The 24,605-nt window shown below is 59.6% G+C and carries 25 protein-coding genes; 11 read left to right on the top strand and 14 right to left on the bottom strand.

Annotated features, from left to right (window positions below; all coding sequences use genetic code 11):
- A partial coding sequence (locus tag HMPREF2935_RS13855) for a hypothetical protein (RefSeq protein WP_210400741.1) occupies positions 1 to 285 on the top strand: 285 nt, incomplete at its 5' end.
- A gap of 96 nt (positions 286 to 381) precedes the next feature.
- On the opposite strand, the gene HMPREF2935_RS08920 is transcribed toward HMPREF2935_RS13855, so the two are convergent.
- Genes HMPREF2935_RS08920 through dapE form a run of 4 tightly spaced genes read right to left on the bottom strand, consistent with a single transcriptional unit; the run spans position 382 to position 3,824 of the window.
- Positions 382 to 1,116: a glucosyl-3-phosphoglycerate synthase gene (locus HMPREF2935_RS08920; RefSeq protein WP_062035442.1), complete on the bottom strand. Its 735-nt coding sequence runs from the start codon at positions 1,114 to 1,116 to the stop codon at positions 382 to 384.
- Entirely contained in the window at positions 1,113 to 1,964 is an 852-nt protein-coding gene (gene folP, locus HMPREF2935_RS08915; protein ID WP_062035444.1) for a dihydropteroate synthase, read from the bottom strand. The genes HMPREF2935_RS08920 and folP overlap by 4 nt, the downstream gene beginning before the upstream one ends.
- Positions 1,954 to 2,718, bottom strand: a complete 765-nt coding sequence (locus HMPREF2935_RS08910; protein ID WP_062035446.1) for an LOG family protein — start codon at positions 2,716 to 2,718, stop codon at positions 1,954 to 1,956. Before HMPREF2935_RS08910 ends, folP begins: the two co-directional genes overlap by 11 nt.
- Before the next feature lie 5 nt (positions 2,719 to 2,723).
- Positions 2,724 to 3,824, bottom strand: a complete 1,101-nt coding sequence (dapE, locus tag HMPREF2935_RS08905; RefSeq protein ID WP_062035448.1) for a succinyl-diaminopimelate desuccinylase — start codon at positions 3,822 to 3,824, stop codon at positions 2,724 to 2,726.
- A gap of 89 nt (positions 3,825 to 3,913) precedes the next feature.
- On the opposite strand from dapE, the gene HMPREF2935_RS08900 reads away from it, so the two are divergent.
- The 5 genes from HMPREF2935_RS08900 (at position 3,914) to HMPREF2935_RS08880 (ending at position 8,645) form a co-directional block, all read left to right on the top strand.
- Positions 3,914 to 5,275, top strand: a complete 1,362-nt coding sequence (locus tag HMPREF2935_RS08900; RefSeq protein WP_070732865.1) for an amino acid permease — start codon at positions 3,914 to 3,916, stop codon at positions 5,273 to 5,275.
- An 82-nt stretch (positions 5,276 to 5,357) separates the two neighbouring features.
- Positions 5,358 to 6,335, top strand: coding sequence for a 2,3,4,5-tetrahydropyridine-2,6-dicarboxylate N-succinyltransferase (gene dapD / locus HMPREF2935_RS08895; RefSeq protein ID WP_062035452.1), 978 nt, complete (start codon positions 5,358 to 5,360; stop codon positions 6,333 to 6,335).
- A 105-nt stretch (positions 6,336 to 6,440) separates the two neighbouring features.
- Positions 6,441 to 7,787, top strand: coding sequence for an amino acid permease (locus HMPREF2935_RS08890; protein ID WP_246815625.1), 1,347 nt, complete (start codon positions 6,441 to 6,443; stop codon positions 7,785 to 7,787).
- A 152-nt stretch (positions 7,788 to 7,939) separates the two neighbouring features.
- Entirely contained in the window at positions 7,940 to 8,164 is a 225-nt protein-coding gene (locus tag HMPREF2935_RS08885) for a helix-turn-helix transcriptional regulator (protein WP_062035457.1), read from the top strand.
- Positions 8,157 to 8,645, top strand: a complete 489-nt coding sequence (locus HMPREF2935_RS08880; RefSeq protein ID WP_062035459.1) for a hypothetical protein — start codon at positions 8,157 to 8,159, stop codon at positions 8,643 to 8,645. The genes HMPREF2935_RS08885 and HMPREF2935_RS08880 overlap by 8 nt, the downstream gene beginning before the upstream one ends.
- 147 nt (positions 8,646 to 8,792) lie before the next feature.
- Here HMPREF2935_RS08880 and HMPREF2935_RS08875 read toward each other — a convergent pair whose 3' ends face one another.
- The 8 genes from HMPREF2935_RS08875 to typA form a co-directional block, all read right to left on the bottom strand.
- On the bottom strand, positions 8,793 to 9,320 hold the full coding sequence (locus HMPREF2935_RS08875; RefSeq protein ID WP_062039037.1) for a GtrA family protein: 528 nt from the start codon (positions 9,318 to 9,320) through the stop codon (positions 8,793 to 8,795).
- Positions 9,321 to 9,386: 66 nt separating this feature from the next.
- Complete coding sequence (locus HMPREF2935_RS08870) at positions 9,387 to 10,214, bottom strand: pseudouridine synthase (RefSeq protein ID WP_070732864.1); 828 nt, start codon at positions 10,212 to 10,214, stop codon at positions 9,387 to 9,389.
- 3 nt (positions 10,215 to 10,217) lie between these two features.
- Positions 10,218 to 11,321, bottom strand: a complete 1,104-nt coding sequence (gene dapC / locus HMPREF2935_RS08865; RefSeq protein ID WP_070433453.1) for a succinyldiaminopimelate transaminase — start codon at positions 11,319 to 11,321, stop codon at positions 10,218 to 10,220.
- A gap of 86 nt (positions 11,322 to 11,407) precedes the next feature.
- A complete protein-coding gene (gene fdxA / locus HMPREF2935_RS08860) occupies positions 11,408 to 11,731 on the bottom strand; it encodes a ferredoxin (RefSeq protein WP_005531876.1) in 324 nt (107 codons plus the stop codon).
- 50 nt (positions 11,732 to 11,781) lie between these two features.
- Positions 11,782 to 12,162, bottom strand: coding sequence for a hypothetical protein (locus tag HMPREF2935_RS08855; RefSeq protein ID WP_070433452.1), 381 nt, complete (start codon positions 12,160 to 12,162; stop codon positions 11,782 to 11,784).
- Entirely contained in the window at positions 12,159 to 13,028 is an 870-nt protein-coding gene (locus HMPREF2935_RS08850; RefSeq protein WP_070518676.1) for a PIG-L family deacetylase, read from the bottom strand. The genes HMPREF2935_RS08855 and HMPREF2935_RS08850 overlap by 4 nt, the downstream gene beginning before the upstream one ends.
- Positions 13,018 to 14,544: an ABC transporter family substrate-binding protein gene (locus tag HMPREF2935_RS08845; RefSeq protein ID WP_083296636.1), complete on the bottom strand. Its 1,527-nt coding sequence runs from the start codon at positions 14,542 to 14,544 to the stop codon at positions 13,018 to 13,020. The genes HMPREF2935_RS08850 and HMPREF2935_RS08845 overlap by 11 nt, the downstream gene beginning before the upstream one ends.
- Positions 14,545 to 14,819: 275 nt before the next feature.
- Complete coding sequence (gene typA, locus HMPREF2935_RS08840) at positions 14,820 to 16,730, bottom strand: translational GTPase TypA (protein ID WP_070456224.1); 1,911 nt, start codon at positions 16,728 to 16,730, stop codon at positions 14,820 to 14,822.
- A gap of 411 nt (positions 16,731 to 17,141) precedes the next feature.
- Here typA and HMPREF2935_RS08835 point away from each other — a divergent pair, with 411 nt between their 5' ends.
- Genes HMPREF2935_RS08835 through HMPREF2935_RS08825 form a run of 3 tightly spaced genes read left to right on the top strand, consistent with a single transcriptional unit; the run spans position 17,142 to position 19,335 of the window.
- Positions 17,142 to 17,822, top strand: a complete 681-nt coding sequence (locus tag HMPREF2935_RS08835) for an Rv1157c family protein (protein ID WP_070433469.1) — start codon at positions 17,142 to 17,144, stop codon at positions 17,820 to 17,822.
- Complete coding sequence (locus tag HMPREF2935_RS08830) at positions 17,822 to 18,358, top strand: ribonuclease FAU-1 family protein (protein ID WP_061921722.1); 537 nt, start codon at positions 17,822 to 17,824, stop codon at positions 18,356 to 18,358. Before HMPREF2935_RS08835 ends, HMPREF2935_RS08830 begins: the two co-directional genes overlap by 1 nt.
- Before the next feature lie 56 nt (positions 18,359 to 18,414).
- On the top strand, positions 18,415 to 19,335 hold the full coding sequence (locus tag HMPREF2935_RS08825; protein WP_070732858.1) for a DUF808 domain-containing protein: 921 nt from the start codon (positions 18,415 to 18,417) through the stop codon (positions 19,333 to 19,335).
- A gap of 34 nt (positions 19,336 to 19,369) precedes the next feature.
- Here the strand turns inward: HMPREF2935_RS08825 and zupT are convergent, their stop codons facing one another.
- Positions 19,370 to 20,170: a zinc transporter ZupT gene (gene zupT, locus HMPREF2935_RS08820; RefSeq protein WP_070732856.1), complete on the bottom strand. Its 801-nt coding sequence runs from the start codon at positions 20,168 to 20,170 to the stop codon at positions 19,370 to 19,372.
- 121 nt (positions 20,171 to 20,291) lie between these two features.
- Here zupT and HMPREF2935_RS08815 point away from each other — a divergent pair, with 121 nt between their 5' ends.
- Positions 20,292 to 21,371, top strand: coding sequence for a hypothetical protein (locus HMPREF2935_RS08815; protein ID WP_246817816.1), 1,080 nt, complete (start codon positions 20,292 to 20,294; stop codon positions 21,369 to 21,371).
- 32 nt (positions 21,372 to 21,403) lie between these two features.
- Complete coding sequence (locus HMPREF2935_RS08810) at positions 21,404 to 22,822, top strand: hypothetical protein (protein ID WP_070732854.1); 1,419 nt, start codon at positions 21,404 to 21,406, stop codon at positions 22,820 to 22,822.
- Here the strand turns inward: HMPREF2935_RS08810 and selB are convergent.
- Complete coding sequence (selB, locus tag HMPREF2935_RS08805; protein WP_070732852.1) at positions 22,819 to 24,603, bottom strand: selenocysteine-specific translation elongation factor; 1,785 nt, start codon at positions 24,601 to 24,603, stop codon at positions 22,819 to 22,821. The genes HMPREF2935_RS08810 and selB overlap by 4 nt on opposite strands.
- Between the last annotated feature and the right edge of the window lie 2 nt (positions 24,604 to 24,605).

Raw genomic sequence — 24,605 nt, 5'->3', positions numbered from 1 at the left:
GGCTTCATAGCTGCCATAGCTGTACCGCTCCTTTGGGATGTAAAATTTTTGGGTTACCCAAACCACTCTACGCCTTTATTGCTAGTCAAGGGGCGGTTACGAAATTGGTCTAGCTGTTTCGCCCTCGCTTCGGTAGCGCTTTTCTACCTCCGCCAGCAAGGCATCCACCTGGGATTGGCGGTATCCATGGGAAACGACGTCGAACTTGATGTCATCAAAGTTGCCATCTTGAAGCGCTCGCTGATTGTTTGCCAACACATCGCGTTTTTCATCAAGATCGTCTAGCACTTCCCCCCGCCCAAAAATCGAGCCCCACGCCCATGTCCCTAAAACCACCAACGCGAGCAGAACGACGATAAGCAAAATCCACGACAGCATGGGCTAAAGCTTACCGCCGGATGGTTCACGTTGAGCAACAGGACCTATTACTCCGTCGCGTGACAAAATCGTGCGCGCGACCACCTCAGCCATGGGCGCAAGCTCATGCAGCGGCCGGTTGCGGTGGATGCGCTCGCCAAGGTCTACTTCGGCGATGGAAGAAACACCGCAGCGCTTAGCGACGTCGATAAGCAGCCCGGCTTCCACCCCGTAGCCATCAACAAATGGCAATGCCCGAGCCAGCGACGTGCGCAGCGCATATTCGCCACCCAAGGGCTGTGCGATATCTCCGAGCTCCGGGAAGAAGGTGCGCAGCAAAGGCTTAGCGGTCAACTCCGTGACCCGCCCGCCGCCGCTTGGGGCACCGTTGAAGGTACGACGATAAGTAGCTTTGACCATCTGGATCTCTGGATCCGCAAACGGCGCAGCCAACTGCGCGACCATCCCTGGACACGCAGACTCCAAGTCGGCATCAACGAAGACCACGATGTCACCTTGCGCTGCGGCGACCCCGCGCCAGAGGGATTCACCCTTGCCCGGCCGCGGCGCAATCTCCGGCAGGATTTCGCGCCAGTTGTATACCTTTGCTCCGGCAGCGGCAGCGCGCTGCGCGGTGTGATCCGTGGAGTCAGCATCGACAACGATGACCTCCATTGGGTCATCTGCCAAACAGGCTCGTACCACGTTCGCGACGGTTGCTTCCTCGTTGAGCGCTGGGATGATGACAGAAACGCTCATGCGAGCCCACGGGTGGTGTTCAGCGGGGCCATCGTGCCTTCGATAGCTGCGGTCATACGAATGACGTCGAGGGTCTCCGCGACCTCGTGGACGCGGAAAGCGGCCACACCATGCGCCGCCGACCACGCGGTTGCGGCCAATGTCCCTGCCACGCGCTTGCCGACGCCGCGGTCCAAAGTCTCGCCTACGAAGTCCTTGTTAGACAACGCCATCAGTACCGGCCAGCCCGTGGCAACAACCTCGTCGATGCGGCGCAGCAACTCCAGCCCGTGAAAGGTGTTCTTGCCAAAGTCGTGGGTTGGGTCGATAAAGACCAGCTCCTCCGGGCACCCCAGGCTCGCCGCCTTTTCTGCCAGAGCAGTCGTCTCCGCGATGACATCCGCTACGACGTCGTCAAAGTGCACGCGGTGTGGGCGCGTGCGTGGGGTGACGCCGCCCGTATGCGAGCAGACATAGCCGACCTTATGTTCTCCGGCGACTTCGATGAGCTCAGGGTCCCAGCCCGCCCATGTGTCATTGATGAGCGTCGCCCCGGCTGTGATGGCGGCTTCGGCAACGCTTGCGCGCCATGTATCTACTGAGATGGTGACATCCGGGTAGCGCTCGTGCGCCGCGGCAATCGTGGGAACCACGCGCTCGATCTCTTCCTGCGCGTCCACGGCTTCGCCAGGCCCTGCCTTCACGCCACCGATGTCGACGATGCTGGCACCCTGCTCGATCACCTCGGCACAGCGGCGAAGGGCCTCAGCTTCGGCGAAGGTTGCGCCCTTGTCATAGAACGAATCCGGCGTGCGATTGACAATTGCCATCACCTGCGCCAACTTGGCGCTACGCGGATTAGCGCTCATCACGAATCCGCTTATCGCTCATCACCTTGTGCGAGTTCACGATGTGTGCGACCGCTTCGTCGACGTCATCAGTAAGCAGGAACAAGTCCATGTCTGATGCGCTGATAAGGCCGCGTGCTGCCATGGTGGACTTCATCCACTCTAGGAGTCCGGACCAGTACTCGGTGCCCATCAGGACGATTGGATAATTGGTGACCTTTCCGGTTTGCACCATGCAGGCCACCTCAAAGAACTCGTCCATGGTGCCCATGCCACCAGGCAGACAGATAAAAGCCTGGGAATACTTCAAGAACATCGTCTTGCGGGCAAAGAAGTAACGGAAGTTCAATCCCAGATCGACGTATTCGTTAAGTCCCTGTTCATGCGGAAGCTCGATGCCAAGGCCTACCGAAAGGCCTTTTTCCTCATAAGCACCACGATTCGCAGCCTCCATTAGTCCTGGGCCGCCACCGGTGATGACCGCGTACTGGGCATTGGTTAGCGCTTTGCCCACGCGAACGCCCAAGTCATATTCCGGCGTGCCCTCGCCCAGACGTGCGGAGCCGAAGACGGTGACAGCCTTCGGCAGCTTTGCCAAAGCATCAAAACCCGAGACGAATTCCCCCTGGATGCGCAGAACCCGCCACGGGTCCGCGTGCTGCCATTCGTGGTCGGCCCCGGATTCCAGCAGGCGCTGGTCATAGGTTGAGGTCTGCTCGCCCTCGGTGCGCAGCAATAATGGTCCGCGCAGGGTGCGATTACGTTCTGGCGACATATTGGTTAGGCCTCCTTGGCGTTTGCGCCGCTTAAATACTCAATCAAAGCATCGGACACGGAAGTAATTTGCGCAATTGGAACCTGCTCGTCTTTCTTATGCGCAAACCCCGGATCACCCGGGCCAAAATTCACGGCCGGAGTGCCCATCTCGGAAAAACGAGCAACGTCAGTCCAGCCGTATTTCGCACGGAAGTTACCGCCGACGGCGTCGACAAGCGCGCGAGCGGCGGGCTGGCCCAGGCCTGGAAGGGCTGCGGAGGATTCGTCATCAACCTCAATGGTGACGTTTTCATGCTCTCCGATAACCTCACGCATATGCGCCATGGCCTCGCGCAAGCTCCGGTCTGGCGCGAAGCGGAAGTTCACAAACATCCATGCCTCATCTGGAATGGTGTTGGTTGCTACTCCGGATTCCAGATGCACGATGTTGAGACCTTCCTTATAGGTACAACCATCAATGGTGACCTCGCGCGGAGCGTAGTTCGCCACGTTGACCATGATCGGTGCCAGTTTATGAGCAGCATTAGACCCCAGCCAGGCACGCGCGGAATGAGCGCGGGTTCCGTGCGCCGTGATGCGGAGACGGATGGTACCCTGGCAACCGGCCTCGATCATGGCGCCGGAAGGCTCTCCCAAAAGAGCTAGATCGCCGTGCAGCCACTCGGGGTGGTCTTTTTGCAGATGTCCCAGCCCATTAAATTCCGAGGAGACTTCCTCCCCCTCGTAAGCAATGACTGTTAAGTCATGGGCGAGGTCGGGGGCGTCGTAAAGCGCAGCAAAAGCGTGCAGGTACACGGCCATGCCAGACTTCATATCGACGGTGCCACAGCCCCACATGACATCGCCTTCCATGTGGTGGGGAACGTTATCCGCCAGCGGGACGGTATCGATGTGGCCAGCCAGAATCACGCGGGATTCGAGCCCGCGATTGGTGCGGGCGCAGACGGTGTTTGCGTATCGCACCACTTCGATCTTGTCATTATCAAGGCCCCGTAGGGCTGCCTCTATTGCATCAGCGATCTCCTCCTCATGATGAGAGGGGCTCGGGATGTCTACGAGCGCTTTGGTCAATTCGATTGGGGAGGCAAAGAGATCTAAAGTCACAAAGCGCCATCGTAGCGACCTTGCACGATGGCTGCATTGTGTAATATACCTCTCAATACTTTGTTCTAAATCACAAAAGGTGCATCGATATGGCAGAAACCTCACAGCAGCTCAAGACACGCCACCTCACGATGATGGGGCTCGGGTCTGCGGTTGGCGCAGGCCTCTTTCTAGGCGTTGGCCTGGGAATCCAAATGTCCGGTACCTCGGTTCTGCTTTCCTATGCAGTCGCCGGCCTCTTGGTCGGCGCCATCATGTGGATGCTCGGCGAGATGGCAGCAGCCCGCCCCTCGCTAGGATCCTTTTCCACCTATGCCGGCCAAGCTTTTGGCAATTGGGCACGCTTTACCCTGGGCTGGTTGTTTTGGTTCATGCTAGTGATGGTGATGGGAGCCGAGATTACGGGCGCTGCCGCAATCATCGCCTCCTGGTTTAACATCGCAGCGTGGATTCCCGCCCTTATCGCAGTCTCCTTCTTCGCGGTGGTCAACTTTGCAGCCGTTCGTGGATTCGGCGAGTTCGAATTCTGGTTCGCCATCATCAAGGTGGCCGTCATCCTAGCCTTCCTGGCAGTGGGCGTACTGATGCTGATTGGCGTGCTGCCAGGCTTCAACGGCGACCTCGCAACCACCAACTTCACGGAGAACTTCCTTCCGAATGGCATGCCGGGCTTTGCTTCCGGATTGCTCGCCGTTGCATTCGCCTTCGGCGGTATTGAGATGGTAACCATCGCCGCCGCCGAGTCGGAGGATCCTGCACGCAACGTCGCGACCGCCGTGCGTGCGGTTATCTTCCGCATCATGGTCTTCTACATTGGCGCCATCGTGGCCATCACCATGGTTTTGCCATTTAAATACATCCAAGATGCCGATGCAGCCGCCGATTCCCCATTCACCCTGGTGCTAGAGGCCGCGCAAATCCCATTCGCCGCGGGCTTTATGGAAGTCATCATCGCTTTGGCCCTGCTTTCTGCATTCAACGCGCAGATCTACTCCACCTCCCGCGTAATTTTCGACATGGCTAAGGACGGCTCGGCACCGGCTATCTTTAAAAAGCAGAACCCATCGGGCTCCCCAGTCTTCGCCGTCATCTTGTCCATGCTTTTCGCATTCGGCTCCGTGCTGCTGCAGTTCTGGAATCCGCCAGGACTTCTGTCCTTCCTCTTCAATGCAGTCGGCGGCTGCCTGCTAGTGATCTGGACCTTCGTGGTTTTGTCCTACTTGAAGCTGCACCCAATCATGAAGAAGAACGGTGAGCTTTCCGCCGTCGAGGTCATCGCCTACCCGGTTCTGCCATGGGCCACCCTGCTGGCGATTGCCGCATTGGTTGTTCTCATGCTCTTCGACCCATCCGCACGCAACCAGGTCCTTGCAGTGAGTGCGCTGACCGTCGTGCTCATCGTTGCGTCCCGCCTCACAAAACCTCGCCAAGTAAACACGGTGTCGAAGTAGCTGTGTATGCTCTAGCGGTGAAAGAAATGGCCTAGTTTTCGCTAGGCTCTACCCCGCATTTGTGAAGGTTTTTCCTAAAGCTATGACTTCTGCATCCGCACGCGGCCTTGCCACCCTTACCCACGATGGGACCGTTCTCGACGTGTGGTTCCCCGCCGTTCATATCGGCGATGACGCCCCGGTAACCGAGTCCGGCACCACTCGCTTGGAAGAGACCCCTCAGCAGTTCGCCGCCTTGGCGGGCCCGGATGAGGAGCGCGGCGTCGCCCGCGTGGCGGTTGAGACCGCCATTAAGGACTTGGATGATGCGCCGCTGGACGCATATGACGCATACCTGCGCCTACACCTGCTCTCGCACCGTGCCGTCAAGCCGCACGGTCTGAACATGGACGGCATCTTCGGACTTCTGGCCAACGTTGTGTGGACCAACTACGGCCCATGCGCTGTGGCTGACTTCCAGATGATCCGCGGCCGCCTGTCCTCCCGCGGCCCGGTCACCGTCTACTCCGTAGACAAGTTCCCGCGCATGGTGGACTACGTTGTGCCAACCGGCGTGCGCATCGGCGATGCTGACCGCGTCCGCTTGGGCGCTCACCTGGCTGAGGGCACCACCGTCATGCACGAAGGCTTCGTCAACTTCAATGCTGGCACCCTGGGCGCCTCCATGGTCGAAGGCCGCATCTCTGCAGGAGTTGTTGTCGGTGACGGCTCCGATATCGGCGGCGGCGCCTCCATCATGGGCACGCTTTCCGGTGGCGGCAAGGAAGTCATCTCCATCGGTGAGCGCTGCCTGCTCGGCGCTAACTCCGGTATCGGCATATCGCTTGGCAACGACGCAGTTGTCGAAGCCGGCCTCTACGTCACCGCCGGCACGAAGGTAAGCGTCTTCGGAAAGGTTGCCGAGGCACTGGGCGTGGAGGAAGGCTCCACCGTCAAGGGCTCCCAGCTCTCCGGCGCATCGGGCTTCCTGCTGCGCCGCAACTCCGTTTCCGGCGCCGTTGAGGCCACCGAATGGAAGTCTGATGCAATCGCTCTCAACGAGGATCTGCACAAGAACTAAGCCCGCCGACTCGTGGATTTAGTCATGGCTTAAACTATTCGGGTGACCGATAGCAATAAATCCACGCAAAATCTTGGCAAAGGCCTCAAGGTCCGCCATCTGACCATGATGGGCCTGGGCTCCACCATCGGCGCCGGTCTCTTCCTCGGAACCGGCGTCGGCATCTCGGCTGCAGGCCCTGCCGTCCTCCTCGCCTATTGCATCGCAGGCTTATTAGCCATCTTGGTAATGCAAATGCTCGGCGAGATGGGTACCGTCATCCCCGCCTCCGGCTCCTTTTCCGAATATGCCGAACACGGCATCGGCCGCTGGGCAGGCTTTACACAAGGCTGGATTTATTGGCTAGCCACCGTGGCCGTGCTGGGCGCTGAGATCACCGGCGCCGCCGGCTTCATCGGTTCTTGGTTCGGTGTTTCCCCATGGATTCCCGCGGCTATTTGCGTGGCGTTCTTTGGAATCGTGAACCTGCTGCGCGTTCGACTCTTCGGCGAGTTTGAGTACTGGTTCGCCGCCATCAAGGTCCTCGTCATCGTGGCCTTTTTGATTGTCGGCTTCCTGCTTATTTTTGGTCTTCTGCCTGGGCATGAAGCAATTGGCACCAAGGTCTTTTTGGATGACGGCTTCATGCCGAATGGCTTGGGCGGCGTCGCCGCTGGCCTGCTCGCCGTGGCATTCGCTTTCGGCGGCATTGAGGTCGTCGCCATCGCGGCGGCTGAGTCTGAAGATCCGGAAAAGTCCTTGGTCAACGCCGTTCGCACGACCATCCTGCGCATCTCGGTGTTCTACTTGGGCTCCGTTTTGGTAATTACCTTTCTGCTTCCCTACTCCTCGCTGGGTAACGCTGATACCGCGGCGCAATCGCCATTCACTCAGGTTCTCGACCATGCAGGAATTAAGGGCGCTGCGGGATTCATGGAAGTCATCATCGTGTTGGCACTGCTTTCCGCATTCAATGCTCAGATCTACGCTTCCTCCCGCATGATGCACTCGCTGGCCTCTCGCCACGAAGCACCGAAGATCTTCACGAAGACCAATGCACAGGGTGTTCCGACGCACGCGATTGCGCTTTCGGTCATTCTCTCGGTCATCATGGTCGTGCTCAACTATGCCGACACCGGCTGGTTGTTGTCCTTCATGCTCAATGCGGCGGGCGCCTCCCTGCTCATCGTGTGGGTCTTCATCGCGGTCAGCCAGCTGCGCCTGCGCCGCCAGCTTGAGGCCATTCACCCGCTGCCCATCCGCATGTGGGCTTTCCCGTACCTGACGTGGTTTGCATTGGCCGTCTTCGCAGCGATTGCGGTACTCATGCTGACTGACGCCTCCGCTCGCGTCCAGCTACTGTCCGCCGGTGCGATGTTCGTCGTCCTTGCGTTTGCGGGCGTACTCAACGCCAAGGCGCGCGGCATTTCGCCTACTTCGACGCTGCCGCTGCCGGACGTCGCCAAGCCCTAGCAATTCGCCTCGAATAATCCCCGGGCCAGCTGTTTCCTTCCAAACGCTGACCCGGGGATTTGACGTTTTGCGGCACCACTCTTGACATGATGACAATGAGCCTTTACATTTAGGGATGTAAGCACGACATAGAAACTTGAAAGCTTTACATCATGCCCGAACACTCCAATATGGTTCGCAAGTGGCGTCGATGGCTGGAAATGACCCAGGCAGACCTCGCCGCTGAGGTAGGCGTTTCCCGGCAGACCATCGCGAACATCGAAAAAGGTAACTACTCGCCTTCCGTGTACTTGGCACTAGACATCTGCAAGGTGCTCGGCAAGTCCGTGGAAGAAGTCTTCAACAACAACCCAGAAAGCGTGAACGATAATGGCTAATAACAACGATGGCTTCTTTGCCAACCTGACCTTCAAAGAGATTGCAAGCTACTCGCTCGATGAGTTCGAAGAGGAAACCTACTTCAAGACCTATGCCATTGGCTACACCACTGCCTTGTTTACCGTCTACTGCGTGTCCGCGCTATTAGCGTGGGTCCTGCCGGGCCGACTTTCCTTGTGGAGCCTCTCGCCCATCGTCGCGCTCGCGATTGCAGAATTTGTCTCGGCGCATTGGATGAAAAAGCGTGTTCCGCGTCCGAACAAGATGCGTTCTTGGACAGGCATAATCTTGATGCTGGTCCCCACCATTGCGCTTTTCGCTGGACTCGCTATGAAACTCAGCATCGACAGCGATTTCGACAACGGTCTCGTAATCGGCGCATTCACAGGTATAGCTGCGGTACTCATCCTCGGTCCCATTTTCCTAAAGTGGCAAAATGGCCGCGACCAGCAGCGCTTGGACAGCCAGCTAGAGGGCTAATCAAGAGGTTCCTCACCATCTGGCTTCCTAGTCCCCTCGTGTGACACTCCTCTTTTGGTCCTTTTGCTCGGCGCCCTTTGCCGGGGGAAAGGACCAAACAGCTCGTTTTCAGCGGCCGTCGAGAGAGCCCAACCTGGGCCAGCCAGCTTAAGCCGGCTCGGTGTGCTCGACCAAGACTGGGGCCTTCGGGCTAGAGCGGAAGGTCCACAGCTTATTAATGATGAAGTTAATCGGCATCGCAAGCAGGATGGATCCCGCAGTAGCCCAGTAAAACTTGGTGCGTAATCCAGTGGAATTATCGAAAATATCCGTGGGTAGACCAACCGGCGAATTCGGGTTCATAAACAAGGTCAAAAGCAAAAGGCTGACGACATACGCCCCCAGTCCCGCAACAAGAAACGCAACGTAGCCCCGAAGCCAGGAGACCTTTTCCACCGATTTGAAAGTCCACATGCGATTGAGCTGGTAGTTCCAGGTATTCGCTACGAGGAAAGCGATGGTCTGAAACACATGGTACCAACGAACATGGAACGCGGAACCGAAAAGATTCACAAAGGGGTCATCGGGCGTAATGCCACTGGTGGCTAGTGCAATTTTGACTGCGATGTATGACACCGCCAGGTTGACCACCGTGCCCGATCCGCCGACCATGCCAAACTTGATAAATTGGCCCATATTGGACGCAAAACGCCCAGCGGCAACTGATGAGCTCACGCGTTCCTCTTTCCGGTTAATCGATAACTAAATCAGGTTACCGCCCAATTGCCGCAAAGTGGAAAATTCGCGGCGTGTGCCGGATAACGGATCTGCAAACTCTAGGCGGTGCGCCACGAGTTGGAGAGGCGAGGAAAAGTCGTAGAGGTCGAGTCCGCGGTCTACCGGGTAGGTGTCGTCGCCTTGGATGGGAGCGCCTAAGTAGTTACAGACCACCCGCAGCTGGTGGGTATGCCCCGTGTGCGGAATGAGCGAGGCCGTATAGCCGTGTGCCTCCACTTGGGTCAACGTGGGCGTACCGCCGAGCGAGACTTGGCGGCTACCTTTGACCTTGTGCATGGAAAGCTCAACCGTTCCGGAGTATTCCAGGCAGGCAGAAAGGCGCGCATGGTAGGTCTTGGTTACTTTGCGCTCAGCAAAAAGCCTCTGATACCTCCCGCGTGTGCGAGGGTTGCGTGAGCACACCACTACCCCGGCAGTCAGGCGGTCGAGGCGGTGCAGCGGCACAATGTCATCTTCACCGAAATCCACGCGCAGGCGTGTCTGTAGGGTCTCGCGCACCAATCGCCCATTGCTGGTCGTGGGTAAAAAGTGTGGCTTGTCCACGACGATGAGGGCGCGGTCTTCATAAAGCACCGTGTAATCGAAGGGAATCGGCTTCTCTTCGGGCACATCAGGGTGATACCAGGCAGGGACCGGACGTGAAAGCGCCATTCCCGCAGGCAGAAGCTGCCCCGGTGAAAACGGCGAATCGCCCGCCGCGGCCGCGAAGTACTCGGTGTCCGCGGGCACGACTGCCTGCAGGACTACTTTGCGCGGAGAAATCCCCTCGCGGGCTGGCGGGCGATAGGTCACGGGCTAGTTGTCAGCAGCAAGGCGGGCCACAGCGGCATCGATACGCTCATCAGTGCCGTTCAAGCCGATGCGCACGAACTTATCACCCGATGGGCCATAAAAGTCACCCGGGGCAACCAAGATTCCGCGCTCGGCCAGCCAATCTACGGTAATGCGGCACTGCTCATCGCGGGTCGCCCACAGGTACATGCTGGCCTCAGAGTGCTCGATGCGAAAGCCGGCGCCAGTTAGTGCGCGCAGGAGCTTAGCGCGGCGGGCGGCATAGCGGCGCACCTGCAGCGTCTCAGAATCGTCGTCGTTTAGCGCTTCAACCATCGCAGCCTGAATCGGCCCTGGAACGATAAGGCCTGCGTGCTTGCGCAGCTCGAGAAGCTCCGCGATAAGCGCCTCATCACCCGCGAAAAAGCCCGTGCGATAAGAGGCCAGGTTATGGGACTTCGACAACGAGTGCATCGCGATAAGACCCGTGTTATCGCCGTCAGTCACGCGCGGATCCAAGATGGAAACCGGCTTCTTCTCGTCGTCCCATGCCAACGCCAAGTAGCACTCGTCAGAGGCCACAATGACGTTGTTCTCACGCGCCCATGCCACCACGGCACGCATCTCTTCCACGGTCTTTACTCGGCCGGTCGGGTTCGACGGCGAGTTGATAAAGGCCAGCTCTGCATCGCCAAAGTCGCGAGGATCGTCCGCGCGCTCTGGGTATGCGCCAGCAATCAGCGCGCCCACCTCGTAAGTCGGATAAGCCACGGAAGGGATGATGACGCGCTGGCCGCGCATGCCCAGCAGCGTCGGCAGCCAAGCGATAGACTCCTTCAAGCCGATTACCGGCAGTACGCCGAAGGAGGAAGGTTGAGCGCCCGTGCGGCGCGCAACATTACCGCGGATGGCTTCCTGCAGCTGCGCAGTGCCCGCCGTGGTGGGATAGCCGGGAGCCTCCGCGGTCGAAGCCATCGCCAGCTGCACGCCCGGAGCTACTGGATCGACCGGGTTGCCCACGGAAAGATCCACGATGCCATCTGGGTGCGACTGAGCCTTCTTCTTCGCCTCAGCAAGCGAGTTCCACGGAAAGTCCGGCAGGCTATTTCCAAGCGGTTGACGAGCCATTCTTAGGTCAAGCTCCTTATTTACAAGGTAGGCAGCGGGAAAAGTTAAAGCCCGGACCCAAATGCGTGAGGTCCGGGCAGCAGAAATTAATCCTGGTTCTGCGGAGGCAGGGCCGCAATCATTGGAGCGTCGAAGTCCTGTGGACCAAGCGCTGCAGCACCACCCGGGGAGCCAAGATCATCAAAGAACGCAGCGTTAGCGTCGTTGTAATCAATCCACTCATCCGGAACGTCATCCTCGTAGAAGATTGCCTCAACTGGGCAAGCAGGCTCACAAGCGCCGCAGTCTACGCACTCGTCAGGATGGATGTACAGGGAGCGCTTGCCTTCGTAGATGCAATCGACGGGGCACTCTTCAACGCAAGCGCGGTCCATCACATCGACGCATGGCTGCGCGATAGTGTAAGTCATGAGGTGCTAAAACTCCTGTTTTCACGGGTTTTGGGATGTCTAACAGTATGTCACTTTTGGACAAAAAATGGGAAAATTCCGCCCCCGATTCCGGCGATTAACAGCAGGAGCGAAAGAATATTATTGGCCAGCCATATATCGCCGGTCACGACCACACCCAGCACGAATGCGAAGTATCCCAGCAGCCAAGCCGCCAAAGGAACAAGCCCGATGTAGGCATTATCACTCCAGAGCCTTGCTGTGCGCGTGAGCACTGTATTAAACCACCAGGCTAGAACGATCGTGATGGGAAAAGCCACGCTCGTCCCACCCGGCAGCGGCAACCTGGCGGTGAGGTAGACAACTTCTAGAACCAGGGAGGTCAGCGCGCCTAGGCACAGCCAGGCCAGGCCGGTTATCTGCTCGCCGCGTGAGTATTCATTCAAAATCACAGGGCCTCCAGCAGCGCTTCTGCAGGCTCGCCCCGCCCCAGCTGGTAGTGCTCGGCACGCAGCAACGGCATGACAAGGAGGTTGGACAGGCCATATGCGCTTGGCGACGCCGCCGGGTCCCCAATGGCAGCCGCAGCCGCTACCGGGTTCGTCTGGGTCACTGTGGAGTCAGCCACCCAAATCTGCGTGGCATGGGCGACCATGGCGCGACGCTTGGCGGCTAGCGCGGCATCGTCAAGCCGGTATTCCACGTCAGCGCCCTCGTTGGTGAAATTGTCGAGGTAACCCCGGTCCGGCTTTCGCCAGCCCTCCGGTGCACCGATGGTCTCAAGCGCACTGTAGTGCGCGCCGCGTTCGAAGATTGCCCACCAGATGCGCTGGTCTGATGCTGCGGCCGCGTGGACTGCCTGGTGCACGGCGATGTGGTCCGGGTGGCCATAGCCGCCGTCCGGCCCGTATGTCAGCACGATATGCGGGCGAAGCTGCACAAAGTGCTCGCGCAACAAATCTGCTGCCTCGTCAATGCGGCGCACCAAGGCACGCGGATTCTCGTGAGCCGGTGAGCCCTCCATGCCGGAATCGCGGAAGAAGCCAAAGCCGCCGAGTTGAATACCGTGGACGCCCAAGATATCGAGGGCGTCGGAAAGCTCACGTGCCCTAAAACCGCCTAGCTGGTCTGCATTGCACAAGCCTTGATAAGGCGTGCCAATGACCTCGCCTTCCTCGCCGAGCGTGGCCGTGATGACCGTGACCTCAGCGCCTCTTGCAGCCATGTCAGCTAGTGTTCCGCCGGTAAAAAGCACCTCGTCATCTGGGTGAGCATGTACGGCCACCACGCGGTAGCCGCGCAAATCATTACTTTTCATCTTTCCTCCACATCGGTGCCGTAATAAGCCCTGCATCCCAATCTTCGATGCGTTGACCGGGCCCAAGGATACCCCTGCCCAAAGCATGGATACGCACCTCGTCCATCAAAGGTACGTAGAGCACCTCATCGGAATTGAGTTTGCGGACCTTTTCCAAGGCCGCATCCGGAGTGATGCGTCCAGACAAGATATCGCCGCGCATGTCCTCTGCCTCCGCAGGGCAAAAGCCGGAGATATCGCTGGCGCGTACGTCGTCGTTTTCACACATATAGAGGCTGGCCAGACTCTCCGGAGACACGTTTGCATTCTCCCAGGCCACCACGGCGTCCACCTCTGCCTCCGGCAGCATCTCGCCCGCAATGGTTTGAGTGCGCTCAGAGACTACCTCTGCACTAATTGCTTGTGTTTCGAGGACGTCGACGATGGTGCTGGCAGCCGCCACAGCCTCCGGATGCGTGGGATCAGCTGCGATGCGCAGCGGCTTGCGGCCCGCGCGCTCGCGAAGTGGCGTCAGGTCCACTTCTTCGTTGACCGGGTTTTGGCCCGGACGCAACTCCGAGGCACGGCCCGCCGCCAGGCGAGCGACCTGGTCGGTCTCGATGAGCGAGGCTAAAGCGCGACGCTGGCTTTGCTCTGGCAACGCGCCTTCCCGGGCGGAAAAGTGCAGGCGCAGCTGGCGATTACGGGTCACGGTCCCGGCGTTGACGTTGCTCAGCAAACTGAGGCTCTCCAGCGAGGTTTGTTCCGGAGTAAAGTCCACGAATCCCACCTGGCCCGAGCGCAACATGTTGACCGCCTGACTGGTATCGCGGACGGTACGCAGCTGGACGACGTCGACAAGCGCAGGCCCCGCGCCCCAGAAGCGGTCGTTGCGATTCAGGGTAATAACTCCCCTGCCTCGATCGACGGCCTCGACGGCATAGCGCCCAGCGGATGCGGGGATGCCGTCGGCAAGAGCTGCCGTAAACTCGGTGTCCTGCAGCAGGTGCGAAGGAAGAAGGTGCGCGAAAAGTCGGTGCCAATCGGACACGCGCTGCTTGAAATCCACCACCACAACGCGCCCTGCCGAGGACGTGCTGATGTCCTCGATGGCGAAGTAGCCCGCTGGGTCCACCACTCCGGGGTTGGAGGTCATTTGGGTCCACAGGTAGTGAAAGTCACTGCCGCTAATCGGAGTGCCATCGGACCATTGCGCCGGCGAGGCAATCTTGTACACCACGCGCTGGGCAACACCTTTCGGCGGCTCTACCTCCTCCGCGCTGGCCAGCACATCGGAATCCATGTGTTCGCCGTGGAAAGCAGAAGGAAGGACGAGCTCTGCAATCTGGCTGACCAGCTCGCTATTGTTGGCTACCAGATGCGGATTGAGCCCGCCGCGGAGCGGATCGACGCCGATGGCGACGGTCTCGCGCTCGACGCCGTCCTCTTTTTCCTTCTTCTCGGGCGTCGGTGTTTCGGTCTGGGTGCTCTCGGCAGCCGGTTTGTCCTCGACGGGCGGCGGGCCCGGATTGGCCATGCACGAGGTGAGCACGCAAAGTGATGAGGCAACCACTACCGCGCCAAGCTTTCGCACTTTGATACCGCCCTTCTACCTAGATCTGAAACCACTTTAGTCGGAGGGCCGGCATTGCTTGGAATCTGACGCTGTGTTTACGGCGCTCTTCAGCTGCATTCGAACTATCGAGTGGCTCTTTTGGGCGCCTTTTGGCGCCCTTCGATGGTTCGAATGCAGGTTTTCTGGCAAAAGAAAAAGCGCGACCCCAAAACGGCCGCGCTTTAATCTCCTAAGCGTTACTTGTTGAGCTGCTTCGCACGGGAAGCTGCACGCTTACGGTCGGTAGCGGAAAGCTCGACCTTACGCACTCGCATGACGTTCGGAGCAACCTCGACGCACTCGTCGTTGCCACAGAACTCAAGCGCCTCATCTAGGGAAAGGGTACGCGCCTTTGCCAGGGTGACGGTTGCGTCTGCGGTGGCAGAACGCATGTTGGTCAGCTTCTTTTCCTTGGTGATGTTGATGTCCATATCCTCATCACGGTTGTTAGCGCCAACGACCATGCCCTCGTAAGCCTCCATGCCTGGCTCGACGAAGAACTCGCCACGGTCAGCCAGCTGCTGCAGTGCGTATGCGGTGATCTGGCCGGAGCGGTCAGCAACCAGGGAGCCGGTCGGACGGGACTTGATCTCGCCTGCCCAGCTATCCAGGCCATCGGCGATGGAGTTAGCGATACCTGCACCGCGGGTCTCGGTCAGGAACTGGGTGCGGAAGCCGATGAGGCCACGCGCCGGAACGCGGAAGATCATGCGTACCCAGTCACCCTCGCGGACGTCCATGGACTGCATCTGGCCCTTGCGGGTAGCCAGCAGCTGGGTAACGGCGCCCTGGTACTCGGAAGGAGTATCGATGGTGAGCATCTCGTATGGCTCCATGGTCTTGCCATCGACAACCTGGGTAACAACCTGTGGCTTACCCACGGTCATCTCGAAGCCCTCACGGCGCATGTTCTCAATCAGAACGGACAGCGCCATCTCGCCGCGGCCCTGTACCTCCCAAGCGTCAGGACGCTCGGTCGGCAGAACCTTCAGGGACACATTACCGATAAGCTCCTGGTCCAAACGAGCCTTGACCATACGTGCGGTCAGCTTGTCGCCACCGCCCTGGCCAGCCATTGGGGAGGTGTTAACGCCGATGGTCATAGAGATTGCCGGCTCATCAACGTGAATCTGCGGCAGAGCAACCGGGTTTTCAACGTCAGCGATAGTATCGCCAATCATGATCTCTGGGATACCGGAGATGGCGACGATGTCGCCGGCAATAGCCTCGGTCTCTGGCTGGCGCTCGAAGCCGACGGTACGCAGCAGCTCGGCAACCTTAACGTTCTTGACAACCTCGTTGCCGTCCTCATCCCAGGAGATCCAGGCAACCTGCTGGCCCTTCTTGATCTTACCGGAGTAGATACGCAGCAAAGCGATACGGCCGAGGAAGTCAGAGGAGTCAAGGTTGGCCACGTGCGCCTGCAACGGGCCGTCGACGGAAGCGGATGGCTCCGGCAGAACCTCGTAGATGACGTCGAAGAGCGCCTGCAGGTCCTCAGCCGCAGGAACGTTGCCGTCGCCTGGGTTCTCGGTGGAAGCCTTGCCCTCACGGCCAGAAGCGTAGAGTACCGGCAGATCCAACAGTGTTTCTGCAGCAGCAGCTGCTTCCTCATCCTCTAGGCCGGAGGCGATTTCCAGCAGGAGGTCGTGGGACTCGTTGACGACCTCGTCGATACGAGCGTCTGGGCGGTCGGTCTTGTTAACGCAGATGATGACCGGCAGCTTGGCTTCCAGGGCCTTGGTCAGAACGAAGCGGGTCTGTGGCAGCGGGCCTTCGGAGGCGTCGACTAGCAGCACGACGCCGTCAACCATGGAGATACCGCGCTCGACCTCGCCACCGAAGTCGGCGTGGCCCGGGGTGTCGATGACGTTGATGATAAGGTCGCCGCCGTCCTTGCCCAGGCCCTTGCGGTGAATAGCGGTATTCTTCGCCAGAATGGTAATGCCGCGCTCGCGCTCCTGGTCATTGGAGTCCATGACGCGGTCCGTGTGCTCGCCGTGGTCACCGAAGGCACCGGACTGCTCCAGCATGCCGTTGACGAGGGTGGTCTTACCGTGGTCAACGTGGGCGACGATGGCGACGTTACGGAACTCGGTATTAGTCACTGGTGGGGTGCTCCTTAAAGCAAAGTTGGAACGCTTAAGCGCAAGATTTTGAACGGGGTCTAAATATACTCTGCAACTTTGCAATTTGCAGCATTGGAACACCCCTCTGAAGCGGGAAATCGCAGGAGCCAGCGTTTTGTAACAAATCTATAACCCCGGACGAAAGACGGGTTGAGACACACTTTCGCTTCAGAAACTGGCTTGACCGTAAGAAACTTGACCGCAAGAAAAAGGTGAATATTGTTACCAGAGATACTATTGTGACCAATGTGCCGAATGTTATTGTCAAGCATCTCGCACCCATTTCCGTCTCCTGCACCCAATTCAAGGAATCTGATAATCGTGAGCACCTCGAGCACCGCACCTAGCTCCGAGCACAACAACGGACGCCGCCTCCGCGCGAGCTCCGGCATGATTGCTGCCGCTACCGCGGCGCTCATCGGTCTAGCTACTCCCCTTATCGCACCGGCCCAGGCAGACGCCCCGGACCTGGCCGCCCTGGAAGCACAGGCAATGTCGCACTCCCCGCTGGATTCGCTGGGACGTCCCAATGAGGCAACCCAGAATCGTATCCGCGAATTCGCCGCACAGCTATGGATTCCCAACGACATTCGCAGCGCCATCCTCTCCGGACTTGCTTTCAGCATGGGCCAGGGAGGTGATCCAGGCGTGAAATTGCCTGAGGGCCAAAGCCCAGCATTCCGCCAGTTCTACTGGCCTACCGTCTCCGCAAAGTGCATCGGGGGCCAGGGCGATTCCATGGGTTCTGCCATCGCCGTCCCGGGCCCTACCAAGATGCCAGCACCGGGTGCAGGTCCAGGAGAGGCAGTCTTCCTCTTCACGGCACTAGGCACTTCCCCTGCAGCTAAGGAGCAGGGCAACATGAAGGTCCAGTGGTTCAACCTGGACACCTTCCAGTCCGGCGTTACCCCGCTTTTCAACAACGGCATCAACGCCGACGGCCCCACCACCGTCTCAGGCCGCGCCACCACGGGCAAGGGCACCGTCGTGGCCATCTTGTCCGGTTCCGTCAACACCCAAGATTCCGCGTGCGCATTCCCGCCAACTGCCGCCTTCCTTGAGGTCAATTAATGAGCGTCGATCTGCACCCTGTCAAGCAAGAAACCTTTAATACAGCGGAAAACATCAACGTCGATCCAAAAGGTTTCTTGCGCGAGGTAGACACCTACAAAGAAACCGAATTTGGTCTTTACATGGCCCGCGGTGCCAATCATCCGCGCTTTGGTTACCTCGAATCTTGGTTGCTGCCTGAACTGGGCCTGCGCGCGAATATCTTCCACTTCCGGGAAGGGGTTGAGGCACACCAGGACTTCTACTTCGATATCGCTGACATCGATAACAAGGATGGAGTCTGGACTACCCGTGACCTTTACGTCGATCTGGTCTCGAACACGGGCGAGCCAATCGACGTTCTCGACATCGACGAGTTGGCCGCAGCCACCTCCGCGGGTTTTATCTCGGCAGAAGAGGCAGAGCGCGCTATGGACCGTACCCTCGTCGCGGTTGAAGGCATTACCCGATACGGCGACGATTCCATGGCTTGGCTGCGCGCCCTCGGCATCGAACTTTCTTGGGCAGACTCTGTCACCCTGACGCCTGCGGAGTAGTTGCGTAAGATATTTAGGGTTATTTGTCCCTATCATATTAAGGATGCTTATTCCCCATGGCCGGTGGACTTTTTGCACTGCTTGACGACGTCGCGGTAATCGCTCGCGCGGCAGCCTCCAGCGCCGACGACGTCGCTGCCCTAGCTGGCAAGACCTCGGTAAAGGCGACAGGCGTCGTGGTTGACGATGCCGCCGTTACCCCACAGTACGTCTCCGGCGTTAGCCCAGCCCGCGAGCTGCCTATCATTTGGCGCATCACCAAGGGCTCGCTCATCAACAAGATCGTCATCATCTTGCCGATCGCACTGCTGTTGTCTTGGATTGCGCCGTGGGCGCTGACCCCCATTCTCATGTGCGGCGGTACTTATTTGTGCTTTGAAGGCGCAGAGAAGATCTTCCACTACTTCGCAGCGCATGGCGCAGAAGAAGAAAAAGAAGAACAGTCGGACACAAAGGATCCAGACGCCGAAGACAAGTTGGTCAAGTCTGCCGTTACCACAGACCTTATCTTGTCCGCTGAGATCATGGTGATCTCGCTCAACGAGGTCATTGACCAAAGTTTCTGGATGCGCCTAGGCGCGCTGCTCATCGTCGCCATCGTTATCACTTTGGCGGTCTATGGCGCTGTCGGCGTGCTGATCAAGATGGACGACCTTGGCATTAAGCTGCTGGAGCGCAACGAAGGCAAGTCCGCCGTCGGCAACGCCTTGGTCAAGGGCATGCCGGTAGTTCTGGACATCATCTCCGTCATCGGCACGGCGGCAATGCTGTGGGTAGGTGGCCACATCGTCATCAAGGGGCTGCACGAGTTCGGCATCAACCAGCCGCACGGTTTTATCCACCACCTGACCGAACCCATCTCCAACGGCGCGCTGTCCTGGACCGTAGATACCGTCTGTTCCATGGCCTTCGGCTTTGTCCTGGGCGCCATCGTCTTGGGCATCGTCACAGGCTTCAAGAAGGCTCTCGGTAAGTAGTCGCGAACCCCTCCAGGTTTTCTCGTCTACACGATTACAGGAACATAAGCAGCGACAGCGCCATCACTGCCATTCCGGCAATCAGCCCGTAGATGGCGTGGTGGTGTTCACCGGTTTCCTCTGCGGTGGGCAAAAGCTCATCAAGCGAGATGAAGACCATGATGCCGGCGATGGCTGCAAAGCTAAAGCCCATCGTGGCAGGCCCCATCAGCGGCAGCAGGAGAACGAAGCCCACCGCTGCCCCGACTGGCTCAGCGAGCCCCGAAACCGTAGCCCACCAGAAGGCTTTGGCTCTCGAGCCCGTGGCTTCCCGTAGTGGCACCGCGACTGCGATGCCTTCCGGAATATTGTGAATCGCAATCGCCACGGCTACCGGAATCGCGATACGTGGGTCTTCCAAGCCGGCGAGGAAGGTGGCAAAACCTTCCGGAAAATTATGAAAGGCCAAGGCGCAGGCCGTAAACACGCCCGTCTTCATCAGCCGCTTGCGGCGTGCTTCTTCTTCCGTGGTGGCAGGCTCGTGCGGATTAATCTCTTCCGGAACGATTCGGTCAATAACCGCAATTATCGCGATGCCGACGAAAAACGCGAGCACCACCGCCCAGGTTCCTGCCTTCTTTCCGCCAAAGGCATCCGTCAATTGCTCGAGGCCCGTCGGCAGGATCTCCATGAAAGAGACATAAAGCATGACGCCAGCCGAAAGACCTAACGCGGCAGCCATGAAAGCCGGACCAGCATGGCGTTTACTGACGGCGATGCCAGCGCCGATGGACGTCGATAAGCCGGCCAAGAGCGTAAGACCGAAAGCCACCGCCAAGGAAGACGCTGTATACATAACTTAAGACTCTAGAACATTAGCGCGCCCCAGCCCCCACTCCGTGGTGCGTAGGCTTTAAATGCGTAGGCTAGAAGCCTATAAACCTTTAAAGATTTGGAGGCCCTCGTTGGACGTGAGCATGTACCCACTAGCTAAAAGCTACTTCGGCGTCACTCACGTCGCAGTTCTCGAGCATGTAGTCCACTCGGTAGCGCTCAGCCTCCCGCTTTTGCACAAGGGGCCGCTTGCGCTGGCGGTCACGCTCGAGCCCGAGGCTTTCAGCGGCGGCTGGCGTGTGCGCAGCGAGTTTGGCATCTTAGGCTATCTCGACGCCGCGGAAACTGCGGAGTTTCCTGCCCTGCAGCGAGTGCGTGCTTCAGGGTTTAGAGTCGCAACTGACGCTACGGTTGAGCTCGTGTCTGAGGACGCGACTATCGACGTCGCGGTTAACCTCGGTCTTGCCCCGTGGATGGTGCCTGTCAATGAGCAACCCGCAGGCTCCGTACTGTTGCAGGGCGGCCTCGGCCTCCTCATCGATACCGCAACCGGGCAGCTTAATGAATCTCAACTTTCGCGCTTAATTACCCAGCAGATCTTCGTCTCGCTGCATCTGGTTGAAGGCGATATTGTCGCCGCTACCCCAGGCTTCGTCCTGGGCCGCGTGTGCACCACACAACAACAGCCACACCTCGGTGCGATCCTGGAACGTGGCAGTGCACAAGATGCCGCTATCGCTGCCCGTGCTTACTGCGCCGACGGCCGCATCGCTGTCGACGTGCCCGAGGTGGGCGCCACCGAGTTCTTCTCCCCCGCCGTCCCCGCCCTGCGCGTGCCGCCCGAAGCGCCCGCCATCCCTCCTGCCGTCGAGCCCGTGGCCACGCAGGCTTGGGAGACCGGCCTCGAGGCCGCAGACTTCCATGCCGGCCTGCCGCGCGGAGCCAAGAAAATCGCGCGCCTGGTGACTCTAGCGGCACAGCCTGCCCCGGAAGCAGTAGTAAAACCGGAACCAGCGGACAAACCTGAACCGCTGTCAGAGCCTGCACCGCGTAGCGAGCTCGCAAGCCTCGTCAACCACGTCCCAGGCCAACAAGCGTTAGCATGGCGGCAGCTTCCCGTCGCTGCGGCGCCGGGTCGCTTCTCCTCGGAGTCAGCGCGTGTGCGCGCACGACGCTCTGAACGTGCGGCCTCGCGGCAGCGGGGCGGGCACCACCGCAAGTAGACTTGCAGCTTTCCCACCGAAAGGACTTAACAATGCTTTCCCACAACCGGCGCTTGCTGCGCATCGGCGCGACCGTGCTGGCTGGCAGCCTCTTTTTGGCTGCCTGCGGCGAGGGCGAGTCCGCCAACCCGCGCATCATCCAAGGCTTGCACCAGAAAAAGCCGAAAGAGCCGATTGCCCGCCCGATGTCGGAGATGGTCCCAGCAGAGGTCGCCGCAGGACTCGGCAGCGAAAAGTACGGACTGCCCACCGCCCACGGCGCATCCATCGCATCGGGAGCGATGGAGCAATGCCGGGATTTCAAAGGCGATACCTTCCAAGCTGTTGCCGATGCCAAGACTTTGGAGGACCACGAAATCGAGGTGGACTACGGCCTCGACGATGCCGACATGAAGTCCTGGGATGGCATGTGCGCACCCATCAAATTCGAAGGCGCCAATGCCTTTGCCACCGTGGCGACAGTGCCGTTTAAACAGGACAAGAACGAAGTCACAGGCCCGATGCTCTACATCTTCAACGGCGGTAACGGCGCTCCCCTGGTCACCCAGCCTTTCGAGCTGCCGCAGGAATTTGCCGGGAAGAAGATGAGTGATTTCGCCATCACCCAGGTGGGCGAAAAGCTGGTCTTTTCCCTAAACGATGTGCCGGAGGACAAAGCCCCACAAATCTTCACGCTCTCGCTTGCTGATGCCACCTCAAAGACCGTCAATCAGCCAGAGCCGCCGGCGAATACCTCGCAGCGCCGCCTAGAGGAATTCCGCATTCAGGATTCCTATGTTTATATCGCCGAACGCAACAGCGAGGCCGGATATCAGCTCGTTGCTGTCGATGCCCTAAGCGGCGAGGAAACCGTCTTGGTGGATGCGGGTTCCCCGGGCTTCGACAACGTCGAGCTGCCGCCCGAGGCCAAGGGCTATACCTTGCTGCGCAACAACGACTTCCTAGTGGGAATCTCCGACAACGCAGCGCGCCCGACCTTTGTCTTCGACAAGCAGCAGGGCCCGCGCATGCTTGGCGATGCCTTCCCACTCGACGACCCCGGGGAACCCGCCCACGTCTCCAGCCCGACGGGCACCATCGTGCGCAATCACCTAACGCTGCTGGATAAGGATGCCGGCATCAAGGTCATCGATCTGGCCAGCGGCGAGCAGATGGGGGAAGTCTCCAACGAGGAGATGACTGAGCCTTTCGAGACCGAGGATTACAAGGAGAAGGGTATTTCTGCCATCTCCGACGGCCAGTCGCTCTACTTGTCTACCGGCAAGACCGAGGAATCCACCGAGCGCTACAAGCTCAACCTGGAGACCTTGGAGGTCGAGGAAAAGAACCCGAAGGCCGTGCCGCTCTTCGATACCCAGAACCTCTTCTTTGCTGGCTCCACCCTATTCGCCAACTTCGGCGAGGCCGGCGAGACCATCCCGGCCACCGGCGTTTACGCCTACTACGACTAAGCAAGCTCGCGCAGGCTGCCATCGAGGCGCCGGGTAATCCCCTTCGCATCCAGTTGCTCTAGCAGCGGGATGGCAACCCGGCGCGTGGTGCAAAGCGCCTGACGCGCCTGCGAGGTGCTAAAGGGCTGCTCGATTTCTTGCAGGCGGGTTCTTGCCTCCGCGACTGCCGCGGGCAGCAACACCACGCCGTCTTTTAGGCGCAGCAGTCTCCCGGCGCGCTCAGCTGCGGCAAGCTCTTTATTTCCTAGACCAAGCTCGCGTAGGTCCGCGGCCTCCGGCGCGGCGAAGGGCTCTCTCTTTAGCCGGCGCTCCAGCTCGGCAACGCCCGCTTCTGCCTCGCCCAAGTTAACCGCAGCGCCGGGCAGCCGAATAACGCCTGAGGCGGACTCCAGCTTCGCCGCGGCGACAGCTAGGTTGAGCAGGCTATCTTCTTCGACACCCAATGCATCACGGGCGGCGCCGCGCGGCAGGCCGACTGACAGCGGCTTGGCCGCCATGTGTTCCTGTACGGCATCATTAAGCGCCTGGTTCCACTGTCCCACCTGGCCGGCGGTGATCCACCACTTGTTAAAGGCAATCACTCCGGCAGGCGGTGCGGAGGTCTCATAGCCATCCTGTTCTAACTCGCTGAGCAACGCGTAACCGCGGCGGCGCAGGCTCTGCGCCGGATTGCGGTAGTCTTCCAGCTGCGCGAGTTCTTCCGCGCGGCGGGCTGCAGCACCCCGCCGGCGCAGCGCGGGCGGGACGAGGTCAACAATTTCCACGCCGGCCAACACGTGGCGAGCGCCGGGCCCGCGCAGCACAAAGCGATCCCCCAGCTCTAGAGCCAACGGGGCGCTGAGTCGAATGCGCGCGAAGTCGCCACTGAGAGGTCGCACGCGTGCTTCCACGCCCGCCGTGCCGGTATGGGCGATGAGCTCCTGGGCAATGCCATCCAAGCTTTCGCCAGAGACCCGGCGCACGTCGAATTCTTGCGTGACCCGCCACGTGTTTGGACTGAGCAGGCTATCGCCGCGGCTAATCGCCTCTGCCTCCACGCCGCGCAGGTTTACCGCAACGCGAGTGACTGGCTGGGCTGAGCCAACCGCCGTATTTTCACTGTGCAGGCCGCGTACCTCGACTGGGACCAGCTCCCCGCCGCTGAGCAGCTCAAGTCGATCGCCCACGGCAATGCTGCCTGCCCCAAGTGTTCCGGTGACCACGGTGCCCGCGCCCTTCACGCTGAAGGAGCGATCTACCCACAGGCGAACGCGCTGCTCGGCATCTGGAGCAGGCGCAGCGGCCAGCACGGTGTCGAGCTCAGCGCGCAGCTTCTCGATGCCCTCCCCGGTCTTAGCGGAGACCTCGATGATGGCGGCGTCGGCAAGCGCGGTGCCCGCGAGCTGCCTGCCTACCTCCGCGCGCACTTCCTGGCGACGCTGATCATCTGCACGGTCGGCGCGAGTCAGCGCCACGACGCCGTGACTAATTCCCAGCGCGGCGATGGCATCGCGGTGATCGGTGGACTGAGCCTGCCAGCCTTCATCGGCGGCGACGACGAAAAGCACCACCGGCGCAGGCCCCAGGCCGGCCAGCATATTGCCCAAGAAACGCTCGTGGCCTGGGACATCAACAAAAGCAACATCGGCTCCCGAAGGCAGGTGCGTCCACACGAAGCCCAAGTCGATGGTGAGCCCGCGGCGCTTTTCCTCTTCCCAGCGATCCGGGTCCATGCCCGTAAGTGCCCGCGCGAGCGTGGACTTTCCATGGTCCACGTGGCCGGCGGTGGCGACGACGTACATCT

This window comes from Corynebacterium sp. HMSC076D02 (genome assembly GCF_001813815.1).
GTDB lineage: Bacteria > Actinomycetota > Actinomycetes > Mycobacteriales > Mycobacteriaceae > Corynebacterium > Corynebacterium simulans.
Note: the sequence above shows the minus strand (reverse complement) of the source record. Positions and strands in the feature narration are given on the sequence as shown.

Excerpts from the sequence above, each read along its gene's own strand:
- HMPREF2935_RS08920 (WP_062035442.1), bottom strand. The coding sequence starts at position 1,116 with ATGAGCGTTTCTGTCATCATCCCAGCGCTCAACGAGGAAGCAACCGTC.
- folP (WP_062035444.1), bottom strand. The coding sequence starts at position 1,964 with ATGAGCGCTAATCCGCGTAGCGCCAAGTTGGCGCAGGTGATGGCAATT.
- HMPREF2935_RS08910 (WP_062035446.1), bottom strand. The coding sequence starts at position 2,718 with ATGTCGCCAGAACGTAATCGCACCCTGCGCGGACCATTATTGCTGCGC.
- HMPREF2935_RS08900 (WP_070732865.1), top strand. The coding sequence starts at position 3,914 with ATGGCAGAAACCTCACAGCAGCTCAAGACACGCCACCTCACGATGATG.
- dapD (WP_062035452.1), top strand. The coding sequence starts at position 5,358 with ATGACTTCTGCATCCGCACGCGGCCTTGCCACCCTTACCCACGATGGG.
- HMPREF2935_RS08890 (WP_246815625.1), top strand. The coding sequence starts at position 6,441 with ATGATGGGCCTGGGCTCCACCATCGGCGCCGGTCTCTTCCTCGGAACC.
- HMPREF2935_RS08885 (WP_062035457.1), top strand. The coding sequence starts at position 7,940 with ATGCCCGAACACTCCAATATGGTTCGCAAGTGGCGTCGATGGCTGGAA.
- HMPREF2935_RS08880 (WP_062035459.1), top strand. The coding sequence starts at position 8,157 with ATGGCTAATAACAACGATGGCTTCTTTGCCAACCTGACCTTCAAAGAG.
- HMPREF2935_RS08875 (WP_062039037.1), bottom strand. The coding sequence starts at position 9,320 with ATGGGCCAATTTATCAAGTTTGGCATGGTCGGCGGATCGGGCACGGTG.
- dapC (WP_070433453.1), bottom strand. The coding sequence starts at position 11,321 with ATGGCTCGTCAACCGCTTGGAAATAGCCTGCCGGACTTTCCGTGGAAC.
- fdxA (WP_005531876.1), bottom strand. The coding sequence starts at position 11,731 with ATGACTTACACTATCGCGCAGCCATGCGTCGATGTGATGGACCGCGCT.
- HMPREF2935_RS08850 (WP_070518676.1), bottom strand. The coding sequence starts at position 13,028 with ATGAAAAGTAATGATTTGCGCGGCTACCGCGTGGTGGCCGTACATGCT.
- HMPREF2935_RS08845 (WP_083296636.1), bottom strand. The coding sequence starts at position 14,544 with ATGGCCAATCCGGGCCCGCCGCCCGTCGAGGACAAACCGGCTGCCGAG.
- HMPREF2935_RS08835 (WP_070433469.1), top strand. The coding sequence starts at position 17,142 with ATGATTGCTGCCGCTACCGCGGCGCTCATCGGTCTAGCTACTCCCCTT.
- HMPREF2935_RS08830 (WP_061921722.1), top strand. The coding sequence starts at position 17,822 with ATGAGCGTCGATCTGCACCCTGTCAAGCAAGAAACCTTTAATACAGCG.
- HMPREF2935_RS08825 (WP_070732858.1), top strand. The coding sequence starts at position 18,415 with ATGGCCGGTGGACTTTTTGCACTGCTTGACGACGTCGCGGTAATCGCT.
- zupT (WP_070732856.1), bottom strand. The coding sequence starts at position 20,170 with ATGTATACAGCGTCTTCCTTGGCGGTGGCTTTCGGTCTTACGCTCTTG.
- HMPREF2935_RS08815 (WP_246817816.1), top strand. The coding sequence starts at position 20,292 with ATGTACCCACTAGCTAAAAGCTACTTCGGCGTCACTCACGTCGCAGTT.
- HMPREF2935_RS08810 (WP_070732854.1), top strand. The coding sequence starts at position 21,404 with ATGCTTTCCCACAACCGGCGCTTGCTGCGCATCGGCGCGACCGTGCTG.
- selB (WP_070732852.1), bottom strand. The coding sequence starts at position 24,603 with ATGTACGTCGTCGCCACCGCCGGCCACGTGGACCATGGAAAGTCCACG.